The organism is Nonomuraea harbinensis, from assembly GCF_019396385.1.
Classification (GTDB): domain Bacteria; phylum Actinomycetota; class Actinomycetes; order Streptosporangiales; family Streptosporangiaceae; genus Nonomuraea; species Nonomuraea ferruginea.
Genome location: NZ_JAHKRN010000015.1, coordinates 37,725 through 64,393, shown reverse-complemented (window position 1 = coordinate 64,393; position 26,669 = coordinate 37,725). Strand labels below are relative to the sequence as shown.

The 26,669-nt window shown below is 72.6% G+C and carries 24 protein-coding genes; 11 read left to right on the top strand and 13 right to left on the bottom strand.

The window, feature by feature from the left end:
- Nucleotides 1–56: 56 nt before the first annotated feature.
- From KME79_RS17740 to KME79_RS17720, 5 genes are read right to left on the bottom strand one after another with little or no spacing between them, the layout of a single operon-like run.
- The gene (locus KME79_RS17740) at nucleotides 57–1,238 is read right to left on the bottom strand and encodes a VWA domain-containing protein (RefSeq protein WP_219545379.1); all 1,182 of its coding nucleotides are present in this window, start codon (nucleotides 1,236–1,238) and stop codon (nucleotides 57–59) included.
- The gene (locus tag KME79_RS17735) at nucleotides 1,231–3,579 is read right to left on the bottom strand and encodes a DUF5682 family protein (RefSeq protein ID WP_219545378.1); all 2,349 of its coding nucleotides are present in this window, start codon (nucleotides 3,577–3,579) and stop codon (nucleotides 1,231–1,233) included. The genes KME79_RS17740 and KME79_RS17735 overlap by 8 nt, the downstream gene beginning before the upstream one ends.
- Nucleotides 3,576–4,640, bottom strand: coding sequence for an ATP-binding protein (locus KME79_RS17730; protein ID WP_148030534.1), 1,065 nt, complete (start codon nucleotides 4,638–4,640; stop codon nucleotides 3,576–3,578). The genes KME79_RS17735 and KME79_RS17730 overlap by 4 nt, the downstream gene beginning before the upstream one ends.
- Nucleotides 4,637–6,016, bottom strand: coding sequence for a DUF5691 domain-containing protein (locus KME79_RS17725; RefSeq protein ID WP_308248955.1), 1,380 nt, complete (start codon nucleotides 6,014–6,016; stop codon nucleotides 4,637–4,639). The genes KME79_RS17730 and KME79_RS17725 overlap by 4 nt, the downstream gene beginning before the upstream one ends.
- A complete protein-coding gene (locus tag KME79_RS17720; protein ID WP_308248954.1) occupies nucleotides 6,013–7,476 on the bottom strand; it encodes an SWIM zinc finger family protein in 1,464 nt (487 codons plus the stop codon). Before KME79_RS17720 ends, KME79_RS17725 begins: the two co-directional genes overlap by 4 nt.
- A 79-nt stretch (nucleotides 7,477–7,555) precedes the next feature.
- Here KME79_RS17720 and KME79_RS17715 point away from each other — a divergent pair, with 79 nt between their 5' ends.
- Entirely contained in the window at nucleotides 7,556–8,119 is a 564-nt protein-coding gene (locus tag KME79_RS17715; protein WP_219545376.1) for a cupin domain-containing protein, read from the top strand.
- On the opposite strand, the gene KME79_RS17710 is transcribed toward KME79_RS17715, so the two are convergent.
- A complete protein-coding gene (locus tag KME79_RS17710; protein ID WP_148030532.1) occupies nucleotides 8,091–9,140 on the bottom strand; it encodes an alpha-hydroxy acid oxidase in 1,050 nt (349 codons plus the stop codon). The two genes, KME79_RS17715 and KME79_RS17710, sit on opposite strands and share 29 nt — an antisense overlap.
- 211 nt (nucleotides 9,141–9,351) lie before the next feature.
- Here KME79_RS17710 and KME79_RS17705 point away from each other — a divergent pair, with 211 nt between their 5' ends.
- A complete protein-coding gene (locus KME79_RS17705) occupies nucleotides 9,352–9,717 on the top strand; it encodes an anti-sigma factor antagonist (protein WP_148030531.1) in 366 nt (121 codons plus the stop codon).
- Here the strand turns inward: KME79_RS17705 and KME79_RS17700 are convergent.
- The 4 genes from KME79_RS17700 to KME79_RS17685 all read right to left on the bottom strand — a co-directional run bounded on the left by KME79_RS17700 (nucleotide 9,714) and on the right by KME79_RS17685 (nucleotide 14,250).
- Entirely contained in the window at nucleotides 9,714–10,196 is a 483-nt protein-coding gene (locus tag KME79_RS17700; protein WP_219545375.1) for a MarR family winged helix-turn-helix transcriptional regulator, read from the bottom strand. The genes KME79_RS17705 and KME79_RS17700 overlap by 4 nt on opposite strands.
- Nucleotides 10,197–10,247: 51 nt before the next feature.
- The gene (locus KME79_RS17695; RefSeq protein WP_219545374.1) at nucleotides 10,248–11,864 is read right to left on the bottom strand and encodes a sulfatase-like hydrolase/transferase; all 1,617 of its coding nucleotides are present in this window, start codon (nucleotides 11,862–11,864) and stop codon (nucleotides 10,248–10,250) included.
- Between the two features lie 97 nt (nucleotides 11,865–11,961).
- Complete coding sequence (locus KME79_RS17690) at nucleotides 11,962–12,861, bottom strand: sulfotransferase family protein (RefSeq protein WP_219545373.1); 900 nt, start codon at nucleotides 12,859–12,861, stop codon at nucleotides 11,962–11,964.
- Nucleotides 12,862–12,897: 36 nt separating this feature from the next.
- Nucleotides 12,898–14,250, bottom strand: coding sequence for a hypothetical protein (locus tag KME79_RS17685; RefSeq protein ID WP_219545372.1), 1,353 nt, complete (start codon nucleotides 14,248–14,250; stop codon nucleotides 12,898–12,900).
- A 159-nt stretch (nucleotides 14,251–14,409) separates the two neighbouring features.
- Here KME79_RS17685 and KME79_RS17680 point away from each other — a divergent pair, with 159 nt between their 5' ends.
- On the top strand, nucleotides 14,410–14,904 hold the full coding sequence (locus KME79_RS17680; RefSeq protein ID WP_219545371.1) for a hypothetical protein: 495 nt from the start codon (nucleotides 14,410–14,412) through the stop codon (nucleotides 14,902–14,904).
- 11 nt (nucleotides 14,905–14,915) lie between these two features.
- On the opposite strand, the gene KME79_RS17675 is transcribed toward KME79_RS17680, so the two are convergent.
- Nucleotides 14,916–16,517, bottom strand: a complete 1,602-nt coding sequence (locus tag KME79_RS17675) for an FAD-binding oxidoreductase (RefSeq protein WP_219545370.1) — start codon at nucleotides 16,515–16,517, stop codon at nucleotides 14,916–14,918.
- A 333-nt stretch (nucleotides 16,518–16,850) separates the two neighbouring features.
- On the opposite strand from KME79_RS17675, the gene KME79_RS17670 reads away from it, so the two are divergent.
- On the top strand, nucleotides 16,851–18,431 hold the full coding sequence (locus tag KME79_RS17670) for an ABC-F family ATP-binding cassette domain-containing protein (RefSeq protein WP_219545369.1): 1,581 nt from the start codon (nucleotides 16,851–16,853) through the stop codon (nucleotides 18,429–18,431).
- Between the two features lie 31 nt (nucleotides 18,432–18,462).
- Here the strand turns inward: KME79_RS17670 and KME79_RS17665 are convergent, their stop codons facing one another.
- Entirely contained in the window at nucleotides 18,463–18,768 is a 306-nt protein-coding gene (locus KME79_RS17665; protein WP_148030523.1) for a hypothetical protein, read from the bottom strand.
- A 310-nt stretch (nucleotides 18,769–19,078) separates the two neighbouring features.
- Between KME79_RS17665 and KME79_RS17660 the strand changes: the two genes are divergently transcribed.
- On the top strand, nucleotides 19,079–19,495 hold the full coding sequence (locus KME79_RS17660; protein ID WP_148030522.1) for a hypothetical protein: 417 nt from the start codon (nucleotides 19,079–19,081) through the stop codon (nucleotides 19,493–19,495).
- Nucleotides 19,496–19,773: 278 nt separating this feature from the next.
- On the opposite strand, the gene KME79_RS17655 is transcribed toward KME79_RS17660, so the two are convergent.
- Nucleotides 19,774–20,271: a MarR family winged helix-turn-helix transcriptional regulator gene (locus tag KME79_RS17655; protein WP_219545368.1), complete on the bottom strand. Its 498-nt coding sequence runs from the start codon at nucleotides 20,269–20,271 to the stop codon at nucleotides 19,774–19,776.
- Nucleotides 20,272–20,345: 74 nt separating this feature from the next.
- Here KME79_RS17655 and KME79_RS17650 point away from each other — a divergent pair, with 74 nt between their 5' ends.
- From KME79_RS17650 to KME79_RS17625, 6 genes are all read left to right on the top strand, one after another.
- The gene (locus KME79_RS17650) at nucleotides 20,346–21,215 is read left to right on the top strand and encodes a haloalkane dehalogenase (RefSeq protein ID WP_219545367.1); all 870 of its coding nucleotides are present in this window, start codon (nucleotides 20,346–20,348) and stop codon (nucleotides 21,213–21,215) included.
- 5 nt (nucleotides 21,216–21,220) lie between these two features.
- On the top strand, nucleotides 21,221–22,201 hold the full coding sequence (locus KME79_RS17645) for a zinc-binding dehydrogenase (RefSeq protein ID WP_219545366.1): 981 nt from the start codon (nucleotides 21,221–21,223) through the stop codon (nucleotides 22,199–22,201).
- Between the two features lie 26 nt (nucleotides 22,202–22,227).
- The gene (locus KME79_RS17640; protein WP_219545365.1) at nucleotides 22,228–23,274 is read left to right on the top strand and encodes an alpha/beta hydrolase; all 1,047 of its coding nucleotides are present in this window, start codon (nucleotides 22,228–22,230) and stop codon (nucleotides 23,272–23,274) included.
- Between the two features lie 212 nt (nucleotides 23,275–23,486).
- Nucleotides 23,487–23,702 (top strand): hypothetical protein, encoded by a 216-nt coding sequence (locus tag KME79_RS44890; RefSeq protein ID WP_246640007.1) that lies wholly within the window; start codon nucleotides 23,487–23,489, stop codon nucleotides 23,700–23,702.
- 20 nt (nucleotides 23,703–23,722) lie between these two features.
- Nucleotides 23,723–25,234, top strand: coding sequence for an aldehyde dehydrogenase family protein (locus tag KME79_RS17630; RefSeq protein ID WP_308248953.1), 1,512 nt, complete (start codon nucleotides 23,723–23,725; stop codon nucleotides 25,232–25,234).
- 108 nt (nucleotides 25,235–25,342) lie between these two features.
- On the top strand, nucleotides 25,343–26,650 hold the full coding sequence (locus KME79_RS17625; RefSeq protein ID WP_219545363.1) for a CehA/McbA family metallohydrolase: 1,308 nt from the start codon (nucleotides 25,343–25,345) through the stop codon (nucleotides 26,648–26,650).
- Nucleotides 26,651–26,669 lie beyond the last annotated feature (19 nt).

Below are 26,669 nucleotides of genomic sequence, written 5' to 3'. Positions count from 1 at the left end.
CAAGCTACGCGAACCGGCGGGCCGGCACATCGGGCGCAGGGCGTAGGCCGTCCGCCCTAGGGACCTGCCTGGCCGGGGCCGCCGAGGTTGCGTTCGGCCCACCGGCCGATGTCGCGGCGCTCGATCACCGCGGCCATCAGATCGGGGAAGGCGTCGGGGGTGCAGGCGAACGCGGGCACGCCCATCGCCGCCAGCGCCGCCGCGTTCTCGTGGTCGTAGAACGGCGCGCCCTCGTCGGACAGGGCCAGCAGCACGATCACCTGGACGCCGGCCTGGGTCATCGCGGCCACCCGGCGCAGCATCTCCCGCCGGATGCCGCCCTCGTACAGGTCGCTGATCAGCACGAAGATCGAGTCGGCCGGCCGGGTGATGAGGCCCTGGCAGTAGGCGATGGCCCTGTTGATGTCGGTGCCGCCGCCGAGCTGGGTGCCGAACAGCAGCTCCACCGGGTCGTGCAGTTGGTCGGTCAGGTCGGCCACGGACGTGTCGAAGACCACCAGCGACGTCTTGAGCGAGCGCATCGAGGCCAGGACGGCGCCGAACACGCTGGAGTAGACCACCGAGGCCGCCATCGACCCGCTCTGGTCGATGGCCAGCACCACCTCGCGCTGGACCGCCCGCTGTCTGCGCGCGTAGCCGACGAGCCGCGACGGGACGACGGTCTCGCGCTCCGGCAGGTAGTTCTTCAGGTTGGCGCGGATCGTGCGGTCCCAGTCGATGTCGGCCGCGCGCCTGGGGCGGTGGTTCCTGGCGCTGCGGTCGAGCGCGCCGGTGACGGCCGCCCTGGTCTTCTGGGCGAGCCGTCTCTCCAGCTCGGCCACCACCGCGCGGACCACCGCCCTGGCGGACTCGCGGGCCTGGTCGGGCATCACCCGGTTGAGCGACAGCAGCGTGCCCACCAGGTGGACGTCGGGCTCGACGGCGTCAAGCATCTCCGGCTCCAGGAGCAGGCGGGTGAGGTCGAGCCGCTCGATCGCGTCCTTCTGCATCACCTGGACGACCGTGGCGGGGAAGTAGGTCCTGATGTCGCCCAGCCAGCGGGCCACCCGCGGCGCCGACGCGCCCAGCCCGCCTTCGCGCCCGCCCGCCTTGCCGCCCCCGCCGCCCTGCCCGTAGAGGGCGGCCAGCGCCGTGTCCATCCCCGCGTCGGCGCCCCGCAGGCCGTGGCCGGTGCCGTCGGCGTCGCCGCCGCCGAGCACCAGCCGCCACCGGCGCAGCCGCTCGTCCTGGTCAGCCATGCGCACTCCCCAAGATCTCCAGCACGGTGCGCGCGGCCGCTCCCGCGCGCCGCTCGTCCAGCTCCGGCTCCGCGGCCTCCGCCGCGCGCCCGCCCTGCCGCACGCGCTCCCCCACCGCTCTCCTCTCGGGTACGGCGAAGCTGCCGAAGGTACGCCGCAGCAGGGGCAGCACCTCGACGAACTGCTCGGCGCCGAGCCCGGTGAGCCACTCGTCGACCAGCCCGAACAGGCGCGGATCGTGCACCAGCAGCAGGCCGCCGCCGGACAGGAACCCCTCGACCCAGGCGGCCGTCCTGGCGGGCGACTCACCCCGCGACGCGGCTCTGGCCATCCGGTCGCCGGCGTCGTCGATCTCCCCGGCGTCGAGCAGGATCCGGGTCAGCCGCCCCTCGACCAGGCCGTGCAGATCCTGACGCCCGCACAGCCCGAGCAACGTGGCGAGCCACCGCTCACGCGGCGACGCCGCGCCGCCGCCGGGCTGCTCGGGCTCCCCCGCGTGATCCGGCCCGCCCGGCCCCTCGTCCAGCAGGCCCATGGCCGTGTGCACGGCGTCGACGTGGCCGAGCAGCCCGGCCGCCGCCTCGTCGTCCAGCCGGGTCACCGCGACGGGCAGGCCCACGCAGATCCGGTCGAGCATCGACCGCACGATCACCCTCAGCCCTTCGGCCGAGGTCCCGCGCACGTCGCCGTACCGGTGCGCGCGCACCATCGCCGGCAGAGCCGCCATCAGCCGGGTGACGTCGGTGTCGAGCGCCGCCTTGGCGGACAGCGCGGCCAGCACGTCGGGCAGCGCCTCGGGCAGGTCGGCCAGCAGGCACTGCTCCACCAGCCCGGTCAGCTCCGCCAGCGACACCCCGCCGGACCCACCGCCCTGCGACGCCCCACCGGACCCACCGCCGGACCCGGGAGAACCCCCTGCCGTCCCACCGGGCCCCGGCGAGCCACCGGGCATCGGTCCGGGAGCGGGCGTGCCGGTGGCGCGGTCGCGGGCGTGGCGGGTCGCGGCGGTCGCCACCGTGGTGCCGAGAGCCGCCCGCTCGATCAGCGCCAGGTCGAACTCCGGCTCCCACCGCAGCCGCCACGTCTCCCTGAACGTGCCCTTGCCCCGCGCCTCCCCCGGCTCCCCCCAGCCGACCCCGAGCAGCCGCAGCCGGTGCAGCAGATGGCTGCGCGCCAGGTCGAGCGGCTTGCGCAGGTCGAGATCGAGCTCACGGTCGAGGGCCTCGGGCTTGAGCCGCACCTTGCGCTGCTGGTCGCGCAGGTCACGCTGGAGCGGCACCATCGGCGTGCCGTCGGTGACCAGCCCCAGCCGGTCGCCGACGACCAGCCGCCGGTGGATCAGCTCGACCGCCAGGTCGTCGCCCTCGCACAGCACCGCCCGGGCCGCCTCGGTCACCTCGCCCAGCCCGGCCAGCGGCCGGCCGCGCAGCGCCGCCAGCCCGTGGGCGAGCCGCGACGCCTCGATCACGTGCGCCGGCGACACCGCCAGCCCTTCGTCGCGCAGCACCCCCGCCGCCCCGGTCAGCCACCGCTCGATCGGCCGGTCGGGGGCCGTGAACAGGTGGTCGTACCAGCCGGGCGAGGTGATGCCCGCCCCGTAGCCGCTCCACCAGGCCAGCCGCCCGTACGTCCACGGCACCCAGGTCAGCTCCGCCTTCACCCTGGGCATCCCGCGCAGCACCGCGTTGTCGTCCTTGACCGGCGGCAGCGGCCCGGACAGCGCGGGGACGTGCCAGGCCCCGCAGATCACGGCGATCCGCCCGTGCCCTTCCTTGATCGCCGCACGCAGGGTCTTGCGCATGTACGCCTCGCGCCTGGCCTCCCGCCCGGCCGGTACGTACCCTTCCCGGACGGCGGCCACGGCCTCGGCGATCACCTCGAACGGCGTGTCGCCCCGGTGCTCGACCACGTCCTCCCACCACCGCTCCGGGTCGTCGTATCCGGCGGCGTGGGCCAGCGCCCCGATGGGGTCGAGCCGCGTCGTCTCCTCCGCGGACTCCGGAGCGGGCTCGGCGGGCTCCGAGGGCTCCGCGAGGGTGTGGGCGGCGGGAAGGTCGCAGAAGCGGACCGGGACGCCCGCACCGACCCCGTACAGGATCGCCTGCCATTCCGGGGAGAAGCGGGCGAACGGCCAGAAGGCGGCGCTGGACGCGCTGCCGGGGACGTGGGCCAGCAGCGCGACCGGCGGCTCCAGGTCAGGGGCGAGGCGGACGAGGGAGTCGGCCTCCGGCGGGCCCTCGACGAGGATGACGTCGGGGCGCAGGCGTTCGAGCTCGGCCCGGACCGCGCGGGCCGAGCCGGGGCCGTGATGGCGGACCCCCAGGACGGAGACGCCGCTCATGAGACCTCGCGGCAGGCGCGGTAGAAGTCGCGCCAGTCGGACCGCTCGCGCACGACCGTCTCCAGGTACTCGCGCCACACCACCCGGTCGGACACCGGCTCCTGCACCACCGCGCCGACGATGCCGGCGGCCACGTCGGCGGGCCGCAGCACGCCGTCGCCGAAGTGGGCGGCCAGGGCGATGCCGCTGGTCAGCACCGAGATCGCCTCGGCGGTGGAGAGCGTGGCGCTGGGCGACTTGACCTTGGTGCGGCCGTCCTCGGTCAGGCCGGCGCGCAGCTCGCGGAAGACGGTCACGACGCGGCGGATCTCCGACAGCGCGGTCGCCGTCTCGGGCAGCTCCAGCGAGCGGCCGAGCTGGGCGACGCGGCGGGCGACGATGTCGACCTCCTCCTCGGCCGTGGCGGGCACCGGCAGCACGACCGTGTTGAAGCGGCGGCGCAGCGCGCTGGACAGCTCGTTGACGCCGCGGTCGCGGTCGTTGGCGGTGGCGATGACGTTGAAGCCGCGTTCGGCCTGCACCTCGCGGTTGAGCTCCGGGATGGGCAGCGTCTTCTCCGACAGCACGGTGATCAGCGCGTCCTGCACGTCGGACGGCATGCGGGTGAGCTCCTCGACCCTGGCCACCCGCCCCTCGGCCATCGCCCGCATCACCGGGGACGGCGTCAGCGCGTCCAGGGACGGGCCCTCGGCCAGCAGCCGCGCGTAGTTCCACCCGTACCGGATGGCCTCCTCTGCGGTGCCGGCGGTGCCCTGGACGAGCAGCGTCGAGTCGCCGCTGACGGCGGCGGCGAGGTGCTCCGACAGCCAGGTCTTGGCCGTGCCGGGCACGCCGAGCAGCAGCAGCGCCCGGTCGGTCGCCAGGGTGGCGACGGCGACCTCGACGATGCGGCGGGCGCCGACGTACTTGGGGGTGACGCGGTCGCCGTCGCCGAGGATGTAGGTCGTGACCGCCCACGGCGAGAGCTTCCAGCCGGGCGGGCGCGCCCGGTCGTCCTCCTTGGCGAGCAGGGCCAGCTCGTCGGCGTACTGGTCTTCCGCGTGGGGACGCAGAACGGTCATGACAACTCCTTGAACATGTCGGCGCGGAAGCGCAGCGAGGCGGCCACCCGCTGGACGGCCGGCGCGGGCGAGTAGCTCTCGGCCAGCGGAGCCAGGCCGGGGTCGAGGCGTTCGCCGGCCAGCCGGACCAGCTCGTCGAGGTTCCACGGCTGGCTGGCGGCCACCTTGACGATCTTGTGCAGGACGGCCGAGGCGAGCGGCTCCCGCCAGTAGGGCGACACCCCGCCGAGCACCATGATCAGCTGGCTGTCGAGGTCGTGGCCCAGGGTGAACCCGGCGGCGAGCTCCTGCTGCTCGTCAGGGCCGAGCGCCTCCAGCAGGTCGGCGATCGGATCCCAGGCGAACATCGCCCGCGCCCACGCCGGGTCGCGCTGCAGCACCGCGGCGCGCACCCAGCCGGCCTTCACCTCGCCGTCCCACTCGGGGATGCGGCGGGCGAGCAGGCTCTCCGGCGGCTCGCCCCACATCGTCAGCGGCGCGCGGGCGATCACCTGCTGCAGCCACCAGGCCCGCTCGCCGAACCCGCGCGGCGGCTTGGCCCTGATGCCGTCGCGCTCCATCACGCCGTCGCAGCCCGCGGGCGGCTCGACGAGGATCGCGGCGGGCGTGACGGTCAGGCAGGCGCGGGCCCGTTCGGCCATCCGCCGCGACAGCCGGGACCCCGGCAGGCGGGTGAGCAGGTTGGCGGCCTCCTGGCGCACCTCGCGCCGCCGGTCGTCGAGCGCCGACTCCAGGAACGGCTCGTCGTCCATGGACAGCCCGTCGGCCAGCATCTCCGTGAACGCGGCCCGGTCGTCGGGCGTCTCGCGCTCCCACGTGGTCTCCAGCAGCCGCCGCGCCCCGGCGGGGTCCTGCTTCCTGAGCCGCCGCAGGTGGGCGCGCCGGTCAGCGGCGCTGCCCAGCTCCCACGTCTCGCCGGTCGGCTCGTCCAGGAGATACGCCCATGCGGGGTTGCGCGCGGCGAGCCACCGGCCGCGCCGTCCGGCGATCACCCCGAGGTGGGCGCGCACGGATCGGTCCCACCGGCCGCGTTCGAGCAGCTCGGGCAGCACGTAGGGCGGCACCCTGCGGCCCGTCGCGGCGGCGACGGCCAGCCATTCGGGCAGCAGCCTCTCGTGCTCGCCGGCCACGATGCGCGCCAGCCGCTCGGCGGCGCGCCTGCCGACCGGCTCCTGCTCCTCCCCGGGCGCGGCCTCCTCGCCCTCGGGCTCCACGGGCCGCCGCCCGGCGCGCCGCCGCACCGTCTCGACGGCGGCGGCGCCGAGCAGGTCTCCGGGGTACGGTCTGCGGTCGGTCCCGACGAGGGCCGTCGAGGCCAGCTCCTCCCAGTCGTTCGCCGTCGCCCGGAGTGCCGCCGAAGGGTCGCCGGTCTTCACAGGATCACCACCGTCCCGTTCTCGTCCCAGGTCGTCAGGGGGCGCAGGCCGCGCGGCGTCCACTCGGCGGCCACCGTCACCGGCCGCCCGCCGGACACGGCGAGCAGCCGCCACACCCCGCGCCACGAGGCCAGCAGCGGGAACCCGGCCAGCGTGGCCTCCCCCGGCACCACACCGGTCAGCACCAGCGGCCACGACTCGGTCCACGGGTCGGCGGCCAGCGCCGCGGCGACCTCCCCCATCGCGTCGTCGGCACTCATCCCCGGCACGACCCCGCCCGCTTCCGAAGAAGCCCCGCGCGCATCCCCCGCAGACGACCCCGTCTCAGCGCCCGATCCGCCCATCGGAGGCGCCTCTGGGGCGTCGGCGCGCACGCCCGTACGAGAAGAGCCGGCTCCCGAAAGGGACGGCGACGCATGCCCCGCGAGCGTTCCCGAAGGAGCCGAGGGCTGCGGCGCGTGTTCTGCGACGGCTTCTCGAAGGGCGGGTGGGTGGCGGTGGGCGACGAGGGCGCGGAGGGGGGCGGCGCCGGGGTAGAAGGCGAGGTCGGCGTCGATGGTGGTGCCCGTCACGAGGGAGGCGTCGAGGGGCTGGCCGGAGGGGGCGAAGGACAGGATGAGCGCGGCGCGGCCGGTCGAGCGGCCGCGCAGCCAGACGCGGCGGGCCGTGAGCCGGTCCTGCTCCTCGTCGCGCCGGCCGAGGACGTCCCACCGGTCGCGCACCATCGGACGGGCCAGCACCTCCTCCCGGGTGACCGGGAACCCGACCCGCATCAGCACCGTCTCGGCCAGCTCCGGGGGCAGCTCGGCACGCCTGCGGTAGGCGACGGCGAGGAGGTGGAGCAGGGCGTGCTCCTCCAGCAGCCGGCCCGGCCACTCGTCCTCGTCCCTGACCCGGGCGAGCCTGGTCACCATGCCGGCCGCGCCCGGCGCCTGGGCGTCGATGAGCCGTTTGGCCAGACCTTCCCAGTCGTGCGGCGCGGCCGTGGCCAGGCCCTGACGGATCTGGTCGGCCAGCCACCGCTCCAGCTCCGCCAGCCCGGCCGCGACCCGCCCGTGCCGCAACGACTCGCCGTTGCGGGGCGGCGGGGACGGCGCGGCTTCGAGCCGGGCGGCCGAGCGGGCGGCGCGGGCCTCGCGCTGGGCGAGCCACTCCCCCGCCCACGCGGGCAGCCCGTCCGCAGGCGGGACGCCGTCAGAGGACCACAGGAGCAGCAGCCCCAGGGCGTGCTTGCAGGGGAACTTGCGGCTCGGGCAGCTGCACCGGTAGGCGGGCTCGCCCAGGTCGACGCAGGCCTGGTAGGGCGTGGCGCCGCTGCCCTCGCACTCGCCGAACAGCACCTCGCCCGTCAGACCGCGCACCGGCCACCTGCCCGGCGCGGCGACCCCCTGGGCGGCCTTCCGTGAGGACGCGTCGGGGGCGAGGGAGAGGACCTGATCACGGCTCCACCGTTCGATCACTCGCCGCACATTAGCCACGCCGACCGACATTCCGCGACCGTGCGAAGACGATCGACCGCGCCCCCGTAGAATCCGCCGGATGGAGCTGATGATCTATCCGGACGGGCCGGTGTTCGAGGTGGCCGGCGAGGAGGACGCGCTGGCGCGGGGGCTGGAGGGGCAGCTCGTGCTCGACGGGACGCGGTTCCTGCGGCGGGACGTGACCGGGGCGCCGGTGGGGTTCGAGCCGCGGCCGCCGGTCGCGCGGGCGCTCGACCTGCTGCCGCATCCTGAGGGCGGGTGGTTCAGGGAGACGTGGCGGGCCGGGGTGACGTTCCGGCCCGACGGGTACGAGGGCGCCCGGGCCTCCGCGACCGGGATCTACTTCCTGTTGCAGCCGGGCGAGGAGTCGGTGCCGCACATGGTGCGCTCCGACGAGGTGTGGCTGTGGCACCGGGGCGGTCCGCTGCGGCTGACGATCGGCGACGAGAGCGTGATCCTGGGGCCGGACGTCGAGCGCGGGCAGGTGCCGCAGGCCGTGGTACCCGGCGGCGTGTGGCAGTCGGCCAGGCCCGCGGAAGACCAGGAGGTCCTGGTCAGCTGCGTGGTGTCGCCGGGGTTCGACTTCGCCGACTTTACGGCGCTGCCGCCGGGCCGTCGGTGACGACCAGGTCGCGCGGCACCTGGCCGGCCGAGCCGAGGCCGCACAGGGTGAGCGCGTTGGCCAGTTCGGCGCGGAGCAGCGCCAGCACGTGAGCGACGCCGTCGGCGCCCGCCACCGACAGCCCCCACACCACGGGCCGGCCGATCGCGACGGCGCGGGCGCCCAGGGCGAGCGCCTTGACGACGTCGGTGCCGCGCCGCACGCCGCCGTCCAGCAGGACGGGCACGCGACCGCCCACCGCGTCGGCGACCGCAGGGAGGCGGTCGATGGTGGCGGCGGCGGAGTCGAGCTGGCGTCCGCCGTGGTTGGACACGATGATCGCGTCGGCGCCGTGCGCGACCGCCAGGGCGGCGTCGGCCGGGTGCAGGATGCCTTTCAGGACGATCGGCAACGAGGTGGTCCGGCGCAGCCGGTCCACGTGCTCCCACGAGATCTCCGGTGAGAGCGTCACCTGCCGGATGTCGCCGTCGCCGCCCAGGTTGGGGCACGACAGTCCCGCCGGTAGTTCCAGCAGCGCGCTCCTGGCCCGCTCCCCTGTCCGCAGCGCGGGTGAGTCGACGGTGATGACCAGCGCCCGGCATCCGGCCGCCTCCGCCCGCCGCACCAGGTGCTCGGTGTAGCCGGGGTCCGGCTGCAGGTAGAACTGGAACCAGAGCTCGGCGCCGGTGGCCGCCACCTCCTCCATCGCCACCGTCGACAGCATCGCGGTGATCATGATGCCCCCGGCCGCGGCGACCGCCCGCCCGGTGGCCAGTTCCCCTTCCGGGTGCGCCAGCCGGTGGAAGGCGGTGGGCGCCACCAGCACCGGCATCGACGCCGTCCGTCCCAGGATCGTGACGTCCAGCGCGGGCTCGCCGGCGCCGGTCAGCACCCGGGGCACCAGCATCAGCCGCCGGAACGCCGCCTCGTTGGCACGCAGCGTCACCTCGTCCTGGGCTCCGCCGGCGAAATAGTCGTAGAGATCGGGGTCTAATCTGTCCTTGGCCGCTTGCTCGTACTCGCGCAGGTTGACCGGATCCATGCGCTCAATGTGCCCGTACGATGCCGGGGCTGGCAATCGTGGCTTGCAGGACGTACGCTCCAGTAGCGCTGAGTCACATCGTTGACGCGCAGCGGCGAGATTAACGGGACTCGGCGCATGTTGGCGTTGTTTCTTGGGTACTGCCTGGATTCATTGCATTGTGCAATGGTGAGCTCAAGGGTGAAATGTCACACTTTAGGAGGGCGGAGACATGCAGCCCGGCTTCTCCTGGATCATCACCCCCAACGGCGGCGCCGCCGTCCTCAGCCTGTCGGGTGAGCTCGACATCGCTACGGCCGCCGAGTGCGGCCGCTGCATGGCCGAGGCCATCGCGAGCACCGAGCCCGCGAAGGTCGTCGTCGACATGAAAGGCGTCGAGTTCTGCGACTCGTCGGGGCTCAGCGTCCTGATCGCGGCGGCGAGCGGGGCCGAGGCGTCCGGCGGCGTCCTGGTCCTCTGCGAGCTCCATCCCCGGGTCCAGCGGGTGCTCGACGTCACGGGCCTGACCAAGCGGTTCAGGTCGTACGGCACGGTCCAGGAGGCGATCGCCGCCCTGCCCAAACCGATCACGTCCTAGCCCTCGGGCCAGCCCAGCGGGTGCGGGCCCTCCCCGGGAGGCTCACCGCCCGCCGTGTTGAAGGCGTTCATGGCCGCGACCAGCGCGCGGCACTGCTCCGGCGACATGCGCGCCACGATCGTGCCGATCTCGGCGCGGCGGCGGGCGGTCACCTCGTCCACGACGTGCAGGCCTTCCGGGGTGAGCCGCATCAGGCTCTCCCTGCGGTTGAGCGGGTTGACCTCGCGCACGATCAGGTCGGCGGCGGCCAGCCGGTCGGCCATCCGCATGGCCGTGGAGGGGTTGACGTTCAGCAGGTCGGCCATCGTGACGAGCTTGGTCTCCCCCTGGGTGGCCAGCACCACCAGCATCCTGAACTGCGACAGCGTGACCCGGTCCGCCACCGCGCCGAGCGAGCGGGCGGCGATGCCGACGAGCAGGCGGGTGCCCGTCAGCACCGCCGAGATCACCGCGGAGAGATCGTCCGCCCGCTCTGGCATAGCCCTCTTTGTACACGCTTCACATCACGGGCTGCCGAATGATGCGATATTTCACACAAGGCTGCGCTGGTGGCGGTAGGTCCTGCGGAACGTGTGCCGCTTCTTCCCCGAGCGGAAGGCCGCCGACCCGGTGACCAGTCCGCGCCCGGGAACCCGGAAGGTCGCGCTGGTCTCCTCGCCCGGCAGCAACTCGGCCACCTCCCTGCGGGCCGTCACCTTGCCCCCGCGCGGCAGGGTCAGCCCGAGCCGCACCTTGCGCCACGTGACGGCCGAGCCGTTGACGAGCGTCACGGTGACGCGGTCGCCGGAGGCCGTCACCCTGAGCCCGTACGGGCGGCGCGGGTCGGGGCCGATCGACCGGTCGAGCAGGTCCATCAGCTCGGAGACCACGTCCGGCCTGATGGCGGCCAGGTCCTTCCGCTCGCCGAGGTCTTCGTCGAGGTCGTACAGCTCGATCCTGCCGTCGGGGCCCGCGCCCTCGACGCCGGGCGCGAACCTGATCGCCTTCCAGCGGCCGCGGCGGATCGCCTGCGCCTTGCGCGGCCGGTTCCAGATCAGGTGGTCGTGGTCGGGCCCGGCACCGCCGCTGAGCATGCCGCGGAACGAGCGGCCGTCGATCCCGTCGGGCACCGGCACCTCTGCCAGGTCGGCCAGCGTCGGCATCAGGTCCCAGTAGGCCACCGGCCGCGTCTCCACCCGGGAGCGCATCTTCGGCGACCAGGCGATCAGCGGCACCCGGATGCCGCCCTCGTACAGATCGCGCTTGTCGGCGCGGAAGGGGCCGTTGGAGTCGAACAGCCGGGGCGTCACGCCCTTCTCGCGGTGCGGGCCGTTGTCGCTCATGAACAGCACGATCGTGTCGTCGGCGACCCCGGCCTCGCGCAGCGCGCCCACGAGCTCGCCCACGTACGAGTCGAGCAGCGTGACCTGGGCGGCGTGGCGGCGGTTGGCGCGGCTCCACGGCTTGTCCTTGTAGCGGCCGGCGTTGCCGGGGACCTCGCTCGGCGAGTGCGGCAGGTTCGTCGGGAAGAAGAGCAGGAACGGCCGGTCGGACGGCTTCTTGATGAAGTCGACGGCCTGCCGCAGGAACAGGTCGGGCGCGTACTTCTTCCCGGTGATCGCCACCTTGCCGCCGTTGCGCCACAGGTAGCTGGGGAAGTACTGGTGGGCGTGGCGGTGGCTGATGTAGCCGAAGAACTCGTCGAAGCCGCGCTCGTTCGGATGCGACGGCTGGCCGGGCAGCTCGGGGCCGAACCCCCACTTGCCGATGCACGCCGTGCGGTAGCCGGCCAGCTGGAGCAGCTCGGCGAAGGTCAGGTCGCCCTCCCGCAGCGCGCGCTGGGGGCCGCCCTCCGGGTTCTCCCGTACGGTGGAGTGGCCGGCGTGCAGGCCGGTGAGCAGCGAGCAGCGCGACGGCGCGCACAGCGGCGCCCCCGAGTAGGCGGCCTCGAACCGCACCCCGTCGGCCGCCAGCCGGTCGATGTTCGGCGTGACGATCTTCTTCTGCCCGTTGATGCCGATCTCACCCCACCCCAGGTCGTCGGCGAGGATGACCAGGAAGTTGGGCCGGGAGACGAGCGCGGCCTGCGCCGGCGACGCGGCGGCGGGGACGGACAGGCCGGCCAGCGCACCCGCCAGGAGGGTGCGACGTGAGGGAGCGGGGATCATGCAGGACACCTTTGGTGCAGTGTGAGATCGGGGTGCGAACCACGGGAGAACGGCAAGCGAACTCTGCCGGAGCCGGATAACGAAATGGCCGCGCTCGTCAGCAGTAGTCCCAGAGCCTGCAGATCTCCTCGAGCTCGGGAGGCAGCTCGTCGTTTGGGGGCAACGGGCGGCCAGCGACGACCGTACCGCTCTTGATCTTGTCGCGCCAGTCGCCCACCCCTTTCTGGAACGTCCCGTGATCCTTGTCTCCATAGTTGAGCATTCCGGGCTCCCAGGACACGCCGAGGAAGGCGCAGAGGTCCTTCAGCGTCCCTTCCGGCTCGGCTACCAGGTCCTCGTAGCGCAGGGTGTGGCCCTCCAGCTGGGTGCGGGCCTCCTGGAGGTAGTTCATGTACGCGAGAGTCCGCGGCACGGCCTCCGCCATGGGCCGCTTGACGGGGTCGGCCTCGTGCCAGGACTGCACGATCGACATCGGGTGCCGCAGCAGGAAGATGAACCTGGCGTCGGGCCAGCACGTCCTGAGGCGCTTCCACACGAACACGTTGCTCGGCGTCTTCTCCACCAGGATCGGCTTGCCGCTGCGCGACAGCTCCCGGTGCAGCAGCCGGTCCCAGACGAGGTGCTCGACGTCCGCGTGCGTGTGGCCGAGCAGGCGCATCGCCTGCCGTACGGGGTCGGTGCCGAACGCCACGGTCATGCGGCGGAAGTGCGTCTCGATGGGCGAGTGGATCCGGCTGTGGGAGTTCAGGATCACCCGCAGCAGGGTCGAGCCGGACCGGACCGACGACAGCAGGAAGACGGGCTCGCGGAGCAGCCGGTCGTGCGCCGGGTCCACCGGCTCGCGCACCACGTCGTCGGGCAGCCGCTGCGTCTCCGGCGCCGGTCTGGGCGCGGGCCTCGGCTCGGGCGTCTTCGCCGCCCGCCGCCTCCCGGCGCGGGTGATCGTGTAACCGGTCAGTCCTTCTAGCGTCGCGTTGGCCCTGTACTTCCAGCTCATGGCCCGTCAACGTACGGGTGACCGGTGAACCCCCGGTTAACCCGCCCTGTGAGGTTCGGCCTGACCGTCCGGGTCCTCCCAGACCGCCAGGGTCTGAGCGGGTCCGCCTATGCGCTGCCAGGCGCCGGTGTCGCGGGTCCAGCGGAGGATCCGCGAACGATCCCGGGCCAGGACGTACACCGCCCGGCCGCCCACCCGCGTCTCCGCGCCCGCCGGGCCGATGTCCTGCCAGGCCCCCGGTCCCGGCTCCGGCAGGACGCGCAGCCGTACGCCCGGCGGGTCGGTGGAGAACAGGCCCTCGGCGCCTCCGTACAGCTCGCCCGCGGGGCCCGCCGCGTGCACCCATCGCCGCCGTGACGCCGGCGGCTCCCCCTCGGTCCAGCGGTTCACCGCGCCGCGATCCGGGGTGAGGCCGTACAGGCCCTGGCCGGTGACCGCGAACGAGGCGCCCTCGGTGCCGGCGAAGTCCCAGTGGCCGGGTCTGTCCCGGTAGAACCAGATCCAGCCGGTGCCGGGGGCGACGGCGAACAGGCCTCGCGTGCCGCCGTACAGGCGTGTCGCCGGCGCGCCGATCCAGGTCCAGGAGGCGCCCTGCCCGTCCCAGACGTGGACGGACTGGCGGTCCGCGGCCAGCCGGTGCAACCGCGGACCGGCTACGGCGAAGTCGGCGCCCGGCTCGCTGATGGGTGACCAGACGCCGGGACTCCCGCCGTACACGTAGAGCCGGTCGTCCATGCCCGTCGCGAACAGGCCCGCGGGACCGGCCCAGAGGCGTTTCGCGGCGTCCCCGATCTTCGTCCACTCCTCCCCGCCGTCCCACCGGAAGACGCCCCGGCCGCCCGGCCCGACGGAGAACACCCCGGCGCCCGAGAGAGGCGGGGCCGTCACGACGCCGCTCGCCGGGACGCCGGGCGCGCTCGGCGGTTCCCACCCGGCCAGGGCGACGAGCACGGCGAGCACCACGATCCCGGCGACGCCGATGAACAGCAGAGGACGCCGCCTACGCCGTCCCACCGGCACCCCACCCGCCGCGGGACCGATCGGTTCGACGGACGCGGGAGAGGCGGGGGGCGGTTCCGTGAGGGCGGTGGAGGGCTGGGGGGTTGTGGCGAGGGCTGCCGCGTGCAGGCGCTCGGCGGTCTCCAGGCGCGTCCGGCGGGTGCGCTCGTCAGGCGTACGGTCGCGTACCAGCCGCCGCAGCAACTCCAGCGGGATGATCTTCTCACCGGAACGGTACTCACCCCAGAGCGTCTTGCTCACGTGATAGCGCCCGGCCAGCTCGCGGAGAGTCGTCCCGCCGGTGAGCCCGAGCAGGAACTCCGCCAGCGCGTTGGCCTGCTCCGTACTCCCTCTCGGCCGGCCCTGGGGTCTGCCCGCCCTGCGTTCCATCGCGACCGCCCCCTTCCCACCCCATCTCCGATGATCATCTGACGAGAACCGGTTTGTCCACGGACAAACTCGTTGTCCGCACTTCACGCCGGACGGTTCCGGACAATCGCCCCGCCCCGCACTCTCGTGATCACCGTCCACGACTCGGGAGGACATCTCATGATGAGCAGAACCACGGCAGGACTCGTCTCGGCGGCCCTGCTCGCCACCGCCCTGACCGCCTCACCGGCCGCCGCGCACGGCGGGCACACCCCCGAGCAGGTGTGCGGTCCCGGCTTCGGGAAGGTGGCGAACGGCACCCGGCCGGTGACCGACCGCGAGGGCGTCGTCTGGGCCCACGTCCACCTGCTCTACAGCGCGCGTACGGGAGAGAACTGCGTCGTCACCATCAAAACCAGGCACGTGGGAGTGCCCACCTGGACCACCGCGACCCTCTGGGTCGAGACCCCCGACCGGACCTACCAGGACAAGAGTGACTACAAGTACTACGCGGGACCGGTGAAGGCCTACGCCAGGAACAAGTGCGTCGCCTTCGAGGGGACGACGCGGACCGGCAGGGCCGGCCGGCACGTGTTCTTCGACGACCGGGCCTCCGGCGGCTCCGACGGCTACGGCAACTGCGGCGCCCGGGCCAAGCGCCGGGGCGGCGGCTGACCCGGCGCCGGCTACGGCCGCACCGACAGGGCGTGGCGGAAGACGTCGCGGGGGTCGTAGCGGCGCTTGACCCGCTGGAGGCGGGCGTAGTTCCCGTCGTAATAGATCGTGGACCAGGGGACGCCGGAGGTGTTCCAGGCCGGGTCGGCGTGGTCGCTGTCGGGGTAGTTGATGTAGGCGCCGCCGCAGTTGCCGCCGGGGACCGGGACACCGCCGGTGCTCGCGAACGTGTCCCTGTGCAGGCCGCGCACCCACGCCATGCGGGCGTCGCCGTCCTGGCCCTCCTCCCAGGTGACGAGGTGCAGCGCCTTGAGCACCGACCGGCGTTCGGCGGTGGCGGTGGCCTCCGGCGGCACGGTGTTGACCTTCCCGCCGTACGACAGCAGCCAGAGCATGCCCTGGGAGGAGATCTCGCCCGGTTCGCCGAGACGGTCGTAGGCCACGTCGGCCTGCTCGTCGGTGAACCTCTCCCGCAGGTAGGCCGACTTGCCCTTGTACCGGCCCCGTTCGGCGTCCGCGCCGAGTGAGAGCTCCCGTACGGCCTCGTACCAGGGCTGGCGGACCAGCGGCGGGACGTACTGCGGCGGCGCGACCCCGTCGGCGACGAACGCGAAGTGGTCGCGCAGCAGCTTCTCGGCACCGGGCAGGTCGCCGTCGATCTGGGTGGGCATGATCATCCCGCCCGGGTCGTCGCCCGCCTGCCTGCCGGGGATCATCAGGGAGCCCCACAGCGACAGGTTCGGGCTGCCGGGCTCGCTGTTGCGTACGTGCCAGTCGGCGTAGTTGCGCAGCAGCCTGCGGAACGAGGCACGGTCCATCCCCTGCCACGACCAGATCGCCACTCCGGACAGGACGGTGCGGGGCGGCCTGGGCAGCAGCTCGGCCGGGTCGTTCCCGCGGGCGCGCGGGTCGCGCATCCAGTAACGGGTGACGATGCCGAAGTTGCCTCCGCCGCCGCCGGTGTGCGCCCACCACAGGTCGTGGTGCGGATCGCCGGGGTCCCGGGTGGCGACGACGGCGCGGGCGCGGCCGTCCCGGTCGACGACCACGACCTCGACGGCGTGCAGGTGGTCGACGGTCAGCCCGTCGCGGCGGGACAGCGGCCCGTACCCGCCGCCCGCGATGTGCCCCCCGGCGGCCACGCCCCCGCATTGGCCGCCGGGGATGGTGACGCCCCAGCCCAGGTAGAGCGTCCGGTACGCGTCCATCAGCGTGGCTCCGGCCTCGATGACGAACGCGCCTCGCCTGGCGTCGAAGTACACGCCGGACATCTCACACAGGTCGATGACGACCTCGGTGCCGTCGCCGACGAAGTTCTCGTAGCAGTGGCCGCCGCTGCGCACGGCGACCCGGCGGCCGGCCCGCACCGCCTCCTGCACCGCCTTGACGACCTGCTCGGTGGAGCCGGCCAGGTGGAAGTACTCGGGCTCGTGCCGGAAGCGCAGGTTGGTCCTGCGGACCGCCAGGTACTCGTAGCGCGGGTCCCCGGGCCGCACCACAACAGGTCCTGACAGTGGTGCCTCCCTGGCCGACGTCGTGACCCCGCCGGCCGCCGCCACGCCCCCGGCCGCGGCCCCGGCCCCGATGAACAGCCGCCGCGTGATCTCGCTCATGACCGGTCCCCCGTCTCGTCGAAGCCCTCGATGACGACGCTAGGGATCGCGGCCCGCCCCGTGAATGGATTCAGGTTCACGACGGGGGTGGAGTTGGCTCCACCCCTTGATCTCGGAAGGTCGAGCGGGTAGGGTTTCGGCGTCCTTGTCGCCGACCCCTGAGGTGATCCTGTTGGAGATCTGAGGCCGAGACGCCGCGCCATTTCGCTGTGCGCATGCCCGACCTCAGACGATCGCCTCTCCTTCGGCCATCTCCTTTCCGGTCTTCCCGGCCTGCGCGCGCGGTGTCTCCACGTGTCCCGAAATTTCTAGACACGTCAGGGAGCCGCCCTTATGTCTTTTTCCATCGTCTGTGACGCCATCTCGTTCGAGTGGACCGACGGCACGCCCGTCCTGTCGGACCTCGACGTCGCCTTCGGCCCCGGCCGCACCGGCCTGATGGGCGTCAACGGGTCGGGCAAGTCGACCCTCCTCCGGCTGATCGCCGGCGAACTGCGCCCGTCCTCGGGCACGATCAGCGTGGCCGGCGAGATCGGTTACCTCCCGCAGAACCTCCCGCTGGCCATCGGCAGCACGGTCGCCGACCTGCTCGGCATCACCGCGCGGCGGGCCGCCCTGCACGCCATCGAGAACGGGGACGTCGCCGCCGAGCACTTCACCGTGATCGGCGACGACTGGGACGTCGAGGAGCGCGCCCGCGCCGAACTCGACCGGCTCGGCCTCGGCCACCTGGACCTGGACCGCACCGCCGCCACGCTGTCCGGCGGCGAGGTGGTCATGACCGGGCTGGCCGCGCTCCTCGTACGCCGCCCCGACGTGCTGCTGCTCGACGAGCCCACCAACAACCTGGACCTGGACGCGCGCCGCCGGCTCTACGCCGCCGTCCGCTCCTGGTCCGGGGTGCTGGTGGTCGTCAGCCACGACCGCGCCCTGCTCGACCTCGTGGACCAGGTGGCCGACCTGCGGGACGGCGCCGTACGGATGTTCGGCGGCAACCTCACCGCGTACGAGGAGGCGCTGGAGGCCGAGCAGGAGGCCGCCGAGCGCACGGTCCGCGCGGCCGAGGGCGACGTCCGGCGGCAGAGACGCGAGCTGGAGGAGGCGCAGACCAAGCTGGACAGGAGGGTCCGGTACGGCAACAAGATGAACGCGACCAAACGCGAGCCCAAGATCGTCATGGGCGGCCGCAAGCGGGCGGCGCAGGTCTCGGCGGGCAAGCACCGCACCATGCACGCCGAGAAGCTCGACCAGGCCCGCGACCGCCTCACCGAGGCCGAGCAGGCGCTGCGCGAGGACGACGAGATCAGGGTCACCCTGCCGGAGACGGCGGTCCCGGCCGGCCGCACGGTGCTGACCCTGCCGGACCTGACGGGCCTGTACGAGCTCCGCGGCGGGCCTGAGGAGGACGGCGAGCCGATCGCGGAGCTGGTCGTCCGCGGCCCCGAGCGGATCGCCCTGGTCGGCCCGAACGGGTCCGGCAAGACGACCCTGCTGCGGAGCGTCGCGGACGGCGACCACCCGGTCCCGACCGGCTATCTGCCGCAGCGGCTCGACCTGCTGGACGACTCGCTGAGCGTGCTCGGCAACGTCCGCCGCTTCGCGCCGTCAGCGCCGGTGAACGAGGTGCGGGCGCGGCTGGCGCGCTTCCTGTTCAGGGGCGAGCGGGCGGAGCGGGCGGCGGGCACGCTGTCGGGCGGCGAACGGTTCCGCGCGGTGCTCGCGGCGCTGCTGTCGGCCGAGCCCCCGCCGCACCTGCTCCTCCTGGACGAGCCCACGAACAACCTCGACATGTCCAGCGTCCGCCAGCTCGCCCAGGCCCTGTCGGCCTACCGGGGGGCGCTGATCGTGGTCAGCCACGACCTGCCGTTCCTGGAGACGCTGGGCATCACCCGCTGGCTGCGGAAGGAGCGGTGAACGCCGGGGCCTCGGTGATCATGCGTCCGTCCTACGTGCCGGCGAACATGTCGTAGTGGTCCACGGTCAGCTCCTTGTCGACCAGGAAGCGCTCGTCCTCGGGGTAGAAGACGGCCACGGACGGGTCCTCACCGGCGAACGCCTTCACCGCCTCCCACGAGTCCCACATGGTGATCAGGAAGAACTCGGTGCGGTCCCCGGCGTCGCGGCGGGTGAAGTAGGCGCCCTTGTTGCCGGGGGTGGCGGTGTACTCGGCGTATCCGGTGCGCATCAGGTAGGCCTCGTAGTCGGCCGCGTCGGCCGCCCGCGTCCAGCCTCTCCAGGTACGGATGATCATAAGCAGCACGCTAGCGCGACCGGCGCGCGCCCGTGGCGAACCGGTTGGCCAGAGCCGGTGGTGAAAGTTTCACCCGCACCGCCACGCGGACGCGACCGCGACGACACCGTCGCTCCCCGTCACGAGGCCCGCGACCGGCCGGTTGATCCGCCGGGCGACGTCGTCCGGCGGATACGGGCCGCCCGGAAGCCGCGATACGACCACCAGGGCGCCGGTCACCACCCGAAATGGGCCTGTCCGGACCCGCGGTCGTCGTGTGACTCTCGCCCAAGAACCCCCCGCCCCAGAGGCAGTAGGGAGAGATGACTTCTTGAAACCTCACCGTGCAAGGCGCGCCCTCGCACTCGGCGCGGCAGCCGCCCTGGCGCTCGGCGTGTCACCCGCCCAGGCGGCGAACGCGGCCGGCGCCTCGGCCCTGAGCTGCACCATCACCATCACCAACCCGACCCAGTTGTACACGACGAACGTGTACGCCTACGTCGAGGTCTCGTGCAACCAGAAGGTCTCGTTCATCGGCGGCTACCTCTCCCTGTACCGGGACGGCACCTTCCTGAACTACGCCGAGATCTACCAGTACAACCTCGCCTACGTCTACAAGCTCAACATGGTGTCCTGCGTGCCGGGGAACTACCACGTCATGGGTTACGGCTTCGCCAACCTGGACGGCGGGGCGCCCGACTTCTCCCAGCGCGTCGCCACCACGCCGATCGCCATCACCTGCACCTGAAGCACCCGAGCCCGTACCGGCTCAGCCGCCGGAGCTCACAAGGGCGGTTCGGAGCCGGTCCGGCCAGACCATGGCGTGCGCGAACAGGACCGCCCCACCTGCTGCTCACCTCACGGGCCACGTCAAGGCGTACGTGGACCATGTCGTATCTGTACTCGCCACGCGGACGTGATCTCGAACTCCTGGCCGAGGCGTGAGCAACAAATCGCTGACGAGGGCAGACATCAGCGCGCACCCTGCGCCCGCACGACACCCGCCGTACCGTGCACGGTTGGGGGTCAGTCGAGATGACTGTCGTCGAGCGACGTCAAGCGGGCGGCCGCGTCGGGGTCCGCCTGGCCGATGCGGTCCAGCAGGCGGTGCAGGAGGCCGCGGAGGGTCTCGAACTCCTCGGGACTGGTCAGTTCGGCCCACCGCTGTTCGATCCTGTCTCCCATGCCCGCCGCCAGCGGCCGTACCGCCCTTCCCCGTTCCGTGAGGACGATCAACCGTGACCGGCCATCGCGGGGATTCGTGCGGCGTTCCAGATAACCGGCACGTTCGAGCTGGTCGACCGACTGTGCCATGGTCTGCTTGCGCACGCCGGCCTGGACGGCGAGCTCGCGTATCGCTATTCCCTCGGGCGGGACGAACGGGAAGACCTTGGCATCCCCCGAGCGAATGTCGCCGAAGCCCGCCTCTGCGAGGGACGCCTCGATGTCATGGGCGTATTCGCGGTGGAGGAGGCGCAGGAGGAGGGCGAGCCGCAGGCGCTTGGCGGACGGATCTCGGCTCATATTGACAGCCACCTGTCTAGTTCTAGTATGGTCAGGTACCTGTCTAGTATGCCATCTTCGCAGAGAGACCTGCCATGCCCACTGCCCATGTTCTTGATTCCACGATCTTCTACCGGGAGGCCGGCGCGGGGACGCCGATGGTCTTCCTGCACGGCAACCCCACCTCGTCCTACCTGTGGCGGCACATCTTGCCCACCGTCAGCCAGTACGGCCGGTGCCTGGCACCCGACCTCATCGGCATGGGCGAGTCGGGCAAGCCCGACATCGCCTACACCTTCCACGATCACGCCCGCTACCTCGACGCGTGGTTCGACGCGCTCGGTCTCGATCAGGTCGTGCTGGTCGGTCACGACTGGGGCGGCGCCCTGGCCTTCGACTGGGCCGCCCGCAATCCCGGACGGGTCCGGGGCATCGCGTTCACTGAGACGATCATCAGGCCGATGTCCTGGGCAGACTTCCCCACCGGTGCCCGCCCGCTGTTCGAGTCCATGCGCACGCCCGGTGTGGGCGAGGCCATGGTCCTGGACCAGAACGCGTTCATCGAAAAAGCGCTTCCTGCCACCATCGCCGGCGGGCTGAGCGAGGAGGACCACGAGGTCTACCGCCGCCCCTACCCGACCAGGCAGAGCCGGCTGCCGCTGCTGCAGTGGCCGCGGGCGATGCCCCTGGAGGGGGAGCCGGCCGACGTCGTGGCCAGGGTCGCCGCCTACGACGAGTGGCTGGCCGACAGCGCGGAGGTGCCCAAGCTCCTGCTCACCTTCGAGCCCGGACCGGGCACGATGACGGGCAAGGAGACCATCGACTGGTGCGCCGCCCACGTGTCCGGTCTGGAGATCGTGATGCACGGGCCCGCCGGCCATCACACCCCCGAGGATCAGCCCGAGGCCATCGCCGCCTCGCTGCTCGCCTGGCTGGTCAAGCACAACCTGCGCGGCGAGGGCTGAGCACGATGCGAGCGATCAGGCAGCACGCGTTCGGCGGCCCCGGGGAACTCCGGTTGGAGGAGGTGCCCGATCCCCATCCCGCCGACGGTGAGGTGCGGATCCGGGTCGAGTCGGCCGGTGTTCATCTCCTGGACACGGTGATCCGCCAAGGAGGAGGCGGGCCGCGGGTCGCGCCCCGCCTGCCCATGACCCCGGGCCGGGAGGTCGCCGGACTCGTCGACGAGATAGGCACCGGCGCGGACGCGCACCTCATCGGCCGACGCGTCGTCGCCGACCTCGGCTTGGCCAGTGGCGGGTACGCCGAGCTCGCGCTGGCCCCGTCGGCGGCCCTCCACGTCCTGCCTGACGACGTCGACGCCGACTCCGCCGTGGCCATGATCGGCACCGGCCGGACGACCATGGCGATCCTCGAACTCGCGAGCCCGGTCGCCGGCGACGTCGTCCTGGTCACCGCAGCCGCCGGAGGAATCGGAACCCTGCTGCTCCAGGCAGCGTTGGCCGTCGGCGCGACGGTCGTCGGCGTCGCGGGCGGCCCCGACAAGGTGGCGCTCATCCGCGGGCTGGGCGCCGACTACGCCATCGACTACAACCGGCCCGGCTGGCCCGACGCTGTGCGCGAGGCGTTGGCGGGCAGGCCGGTGACGCTGGTCCTCGACGGAGTCGGGAGCCAGATCGGCCGGGACGCGCTGGAACTGCTCGAGGTGGCCGGACGCCTGGTGATGTTCGGTTCCGCTTCGGGATCCCTGACCGAGTTGTCGGCCCACGACCTGTTCGCCCGAGGTATCAGCGCCGCCTCCGCCGTCGGGGCCCGAATCCTTCAGCGCCCAGGAGGCACCCGGGCGTTGGAGCTCAGCGCCATGGAAGCGCTGATCAGCAAGCGACTCATCCCCGTGATCGGCCGGCGGTTCGCCCTGGCGGACGCCGCCGCCGCGCACCTCGCTCTGCAATCGCGCGCCACCACCGGAAAGACGGTCCTGCGACCGTGACCCCTCTTCCCACGAAAGGGACCCTTGTGCTCCACCGCATCCTTCTCGCGGCCACCGCGGCCGGCCTGCTGGCTGGTCTGGTGACCGCTGCCCCTGCCGGCGCCGACACGTCCACGCCCACCGCGCGCTGCCGGGACGTCACCGTACCCGTGTCGATCGCCGCCGGGCAGCCACGGATCTATCACATCTGGGGGCGACTGTGCACGCCTGCGGGCCGTGCCGCCTCAACGGTCCAGGTCCTGATCCATGGCCTGAACTACAGCCATGTCTACTGGGATTTCCCCTTCCGCGCCCACCGGTACTCCTACGTCGAGCGGGCGAACCAGACCGGTTACGCGACGTTCAACCTGGACCGCATCGGAGTCGGACGCAGTTCACACCCGGCGAGCAAGGATGTGACGTTGCAGTCCAACGCGCTGACCATCGCACAGGTGGTGGCGGCGCTGCGGACGGGCAAGGTGGGCCCTCGGGCGTTCGCCGATGTGGTGCTCGTCGGGCACTCTTTCGGCTCTGAAGTGGCGAAGTTCGCCGCGTCGCGCTTCCAGGCCGCGGACGCGCTGATCCTGACGGGCAACGCGCACCGTGTGTCGCCGAGCGGTGCGGAGCTTGCCGGACGGTACGGCCAGCCGGTGAGCGAGGTTCCACGGTTGGCCGCGCAGGTTCCTCCGGGTGACGACGGCTACGTGACGGTCAAGGACGAGCAGCGGCCCGCGGTCATGTATTACGTGCCGGGCGCCGACCCCCAGGTCATCGCGCGCGACAGCGCCAGGAAAGAAACGAATACGATGAGCGAGATCTTCTCGCTCGGCGATGCCGGCGCACCCGGCGTGACAGAGGCGATTCGCGTGCCGGTGCTGTTCGTCGTCGGCAACCGGGACCGGCTGGTCTGCGCCGCCGACGCCAACGACTGCACCTCGCCGGCTGCTCTCGCGGCGGACGAACGGCCGCTCTACCCGGCCGCGCCCCGAGTGGATGCCGTGGTGCTGGACGACGTCGGCCACGCGATCAACCTGCACCGTCGCGCTCCCGCTGCCTACGCCAACGTACTGAACTGGCTCGACCGGAGTATTTGAACAACGGATCCCGGCAGCGACGGCGCAGGAAGCTCAAGGCGGCGGCGCAGTTCCAGGTTCTCCCCTTGAGCCACCTCCAATGCTCTGCTCTTCCTCAAGCTTGCGCGAGAGCACTCTCACGGCAGCCGAGGACGAGACACCGGGCTCGGCGAGCCTTGTCGGTCGGCTGCTGCTGTTCGCGCAACAGCCGATTGCCTCAGATGCTCGGGCAGGTGGCCGAGCTCCGCGCGGAAGGGCTGATCCGGCACCTGGGCGTCAGCGACGTTGACGCCGCGCAGTTCGCCGAAGCTCAGGCGATCGCGCCCGTCGCGGCGGCGCAGAACCGGCACACCGGTGACACCGCGCTTGGAAGGTTGTCCCTCGTGGGTTGGGGATTTTCCGGGGAGATGATTGTCTGTCCGGAGAAGCTACGAGGAGGGCACCGGTGACCCGTCAGATTGTTTCCGTCGTGGGTGGCAAAGATGCCGCCGGCTCGGACACGTACACGTCTGCCAACCCCGCGCGGCTCGACGAGGCGGTGGCCCGGGTGGGGCTGGCCGACGCCGGCACGTTCGCCGCCGCCTGCCGTACCGCCAAGGACGCCCAGCGGGAGTGGGCGAAGGTCCCGGCTCCGGTGCGCGGCCGGGTGATCGCGTCGATCGGCCGGCTGGTGGAGGCCAACGCGGAGAGCCTCGCCGCGCTGGTGACCGAGGAGATCGGCAAGCCGTACGCGGAGGCGCTCGGCGAGGTGCGGGAGATCGTCGACACGTGCGACTTCTTCCTGGGCGAGGGGCGCAGGCTGTACGGCCAGACGGTCCCGTCGGAGATGCCGGACAAGAATTTGTTCACCTTCCGCAACCCGGTCGGCGTGGCCACGGTGATCACGGCGGGCAACTTCCCGGTGGCGGTCCCGTCGTGGTACCTGGTGCCGGCCCTGCTGTGCGGCAACGCGGTGGTGTGGAAGCCGGCCGAGTACGCGGCCGCGTCGGCGCACGCGATGTACCGGCTGTTCGCGGCCGCCGGGCTGCCCGACGGCGTGCTGAACGTGGTCTTCGCCGACGGCGCGCAGACCTTCGAGGGCCTGGAGCGGGCGCTCACCGAGGGCACGGTCGACAAGATCGGGTTCACCGGTTCGAGCGAGGTCGGCAGGAAGATCGGCGAGCTGGCGGGGCGTCACCTGCAGTCGCCCTGCCTGGAGCTGGGCGGCAAGAACCCGATGGTGATCATGCCGGACGCGGACCTGGACCTGGCGGTGGAGGGCGCGCTGTTCGCCGGGTTCGGCACGGCCGGCCAGCGCTGCACGAGCCTGGGCACGGCCATCGTGCACGAGAGCGTCCACCAGGACTTCACCGACCGTTTCGTACGGGCGCTCAAGGCGGCCCGCGTCGGCGACCCGCGCGAGGACGTGCTGGCGGGCCCGCTGCTCGACCGGAAGTTCGCCGACCGGTACGAGGAGTACCTGACCTGGATCCAGCCCCACCACCGGGTCGTCTCGGGCCCGACGGGGCGGATCACCGAGGACAACCCGCGCGACGGCTTCACCGGCGAGGGCGGGCTCTACTACCACCCGGTGGTGGTCGACGGGGTCCGGCCGGACGACCGGATCTTCCTGGAGGAGACGTTCGGCCCGATCGTCGGCGTCACCACGTTCTCGACCATGGCCGAGGCGGTCGAGCTGGCCAACCGGCCGGGATACGGCCTGTCCAGCTCGATCTACACGACGAACCCGAAGCACGCGTTCGCCTTCCGCGAGGGCGTCTCGGCGGGCATGGTCAGCATCAACAACTCCACGTCCGGGGCCGAGGCGCACCTGCCGTTCGGCGGCAACGGCAAGTCGGGCAACGGCAGCCGCCAGTCGGGGATGTGGGTGCTCGACCAGTTCACCCGCTGGCAGTCGATGAACTGGGATCACTCCGGCCGCCTGCAGAAGGCCCAGATGGACGTGGCGGAGATTACTCCCGATCACGGGTTCCGGCTCTAGTTCCTTCATACCGGGTGTAAAAGAAGCCACCCCGCCGAGAAGGGGGCCCTTCCCGGCGGGTGATGGCCGTGTCACGATGACGGCGCCTTCGATCACGGGGAGAAGCCGATGCGTGACTATCCGAGACCATTACCTGGTCAGCCGGTCCTCCGCCTGCGGGCCGGCGTCCCATGCCGCTGGAGCGTCCGCACCCTCGACGGGCGCGGCTGGTGCCCGCCCGGCACGCCCCCGGCGCGCGATCTCGACGGCCTGCCGTACTTCCACGGCGACGATCTCGTCCTGCCGGTGCCCCGCGAGCCGGTCCAGGTCCGGGCGGCGCGAGGCGTGGAGCACGGGTGCGCGGAGACCACGCTGCTGCCGGGCGAAGGAGAGACGCTGGTGGAGCTGGCCCCGCCCCGCCTGTACGACGCGGCGGCGCGCGGCTGGTACGGCGCCGACCTGCACGTGCCGCTGAACCGGCCGCCCCGGTGGGTGGCCTCCGCCCAGCACGGCGAGGACCTGCACGTCGTCAACGTGCCGCCCGGCGACGGCGACACGCTGGCGCGGTGGTCGGGCCGCGACCTGCCGTGGTCGGACGGCGCGCACCTGGCCCGGGTGGACCTGGTCCACCAGGTGCTGGGCCTGGACTCGTGGCCGCTGTCCACCGTCGCGCTGAGCGAGCTGCACCGCCGGGGCACGCTGGTGTGTTACGCGAACTCCTGCCGCGGGCCTGCGGAGACGGCCGACCAGCTGATGAACGGCGGCGATCCGGGGTTCGACGCGCGGCTGGCCGTGGTGGACGCGGCGCTGGGGCTGGTCGACGGCTTCCCGTCGGTGATCGGCTCGCCCTGCGCGTACCGCCGGCTGATCGGCGCGGGCAACCGGGTCGCGGCGACGGGCGGCCGCACGCACCGGCTGGGCCCGATCGGGCGCGAACGCACGTACGCGCACGTCGAGGGGCGGCTGACCGCCGGCGCGTACGCGGAGGCGGTGCGGCGGGGCCGCACGTTCGTCACCACCGGCCCGTTCCTGGAGCTGGAGGTGGACGGCCGGGGCCCGGGCGACACGCTCGACCTCGCGCCGGGCGAGACGGTCCGGGTGTCGGCGCGGGTGCTCGGCGACGGGGCGGAGCGGGTGCGGCTGCTGACGGCCGACGGCGAGCTGGCGTCGGGGCCGCCCGGCGAGCTGGCCGCGCGCCTGTCCGTGGTGTGGCCGACGTACGTGGTCGCGGTCGCCGAGGGCCGCGGGCGGGTGCTCGCCCACACCAGCCCGGTCCACCTGGACGTGTGCCACCGGCGGGTGGCCAGGGAGGAGGACGTGACGTTCTGCCTGCGCTGGCTCGACCTGCTGGAGAAGCAGATCAGGGACCGGGTGGACGAGGACGGCCTGGAGGTGCTGGAGGAGGCGCGGCGCGTCTACCAGTCCCGGCTGCGCTGAAGAGGAGAACGCGGGCCTC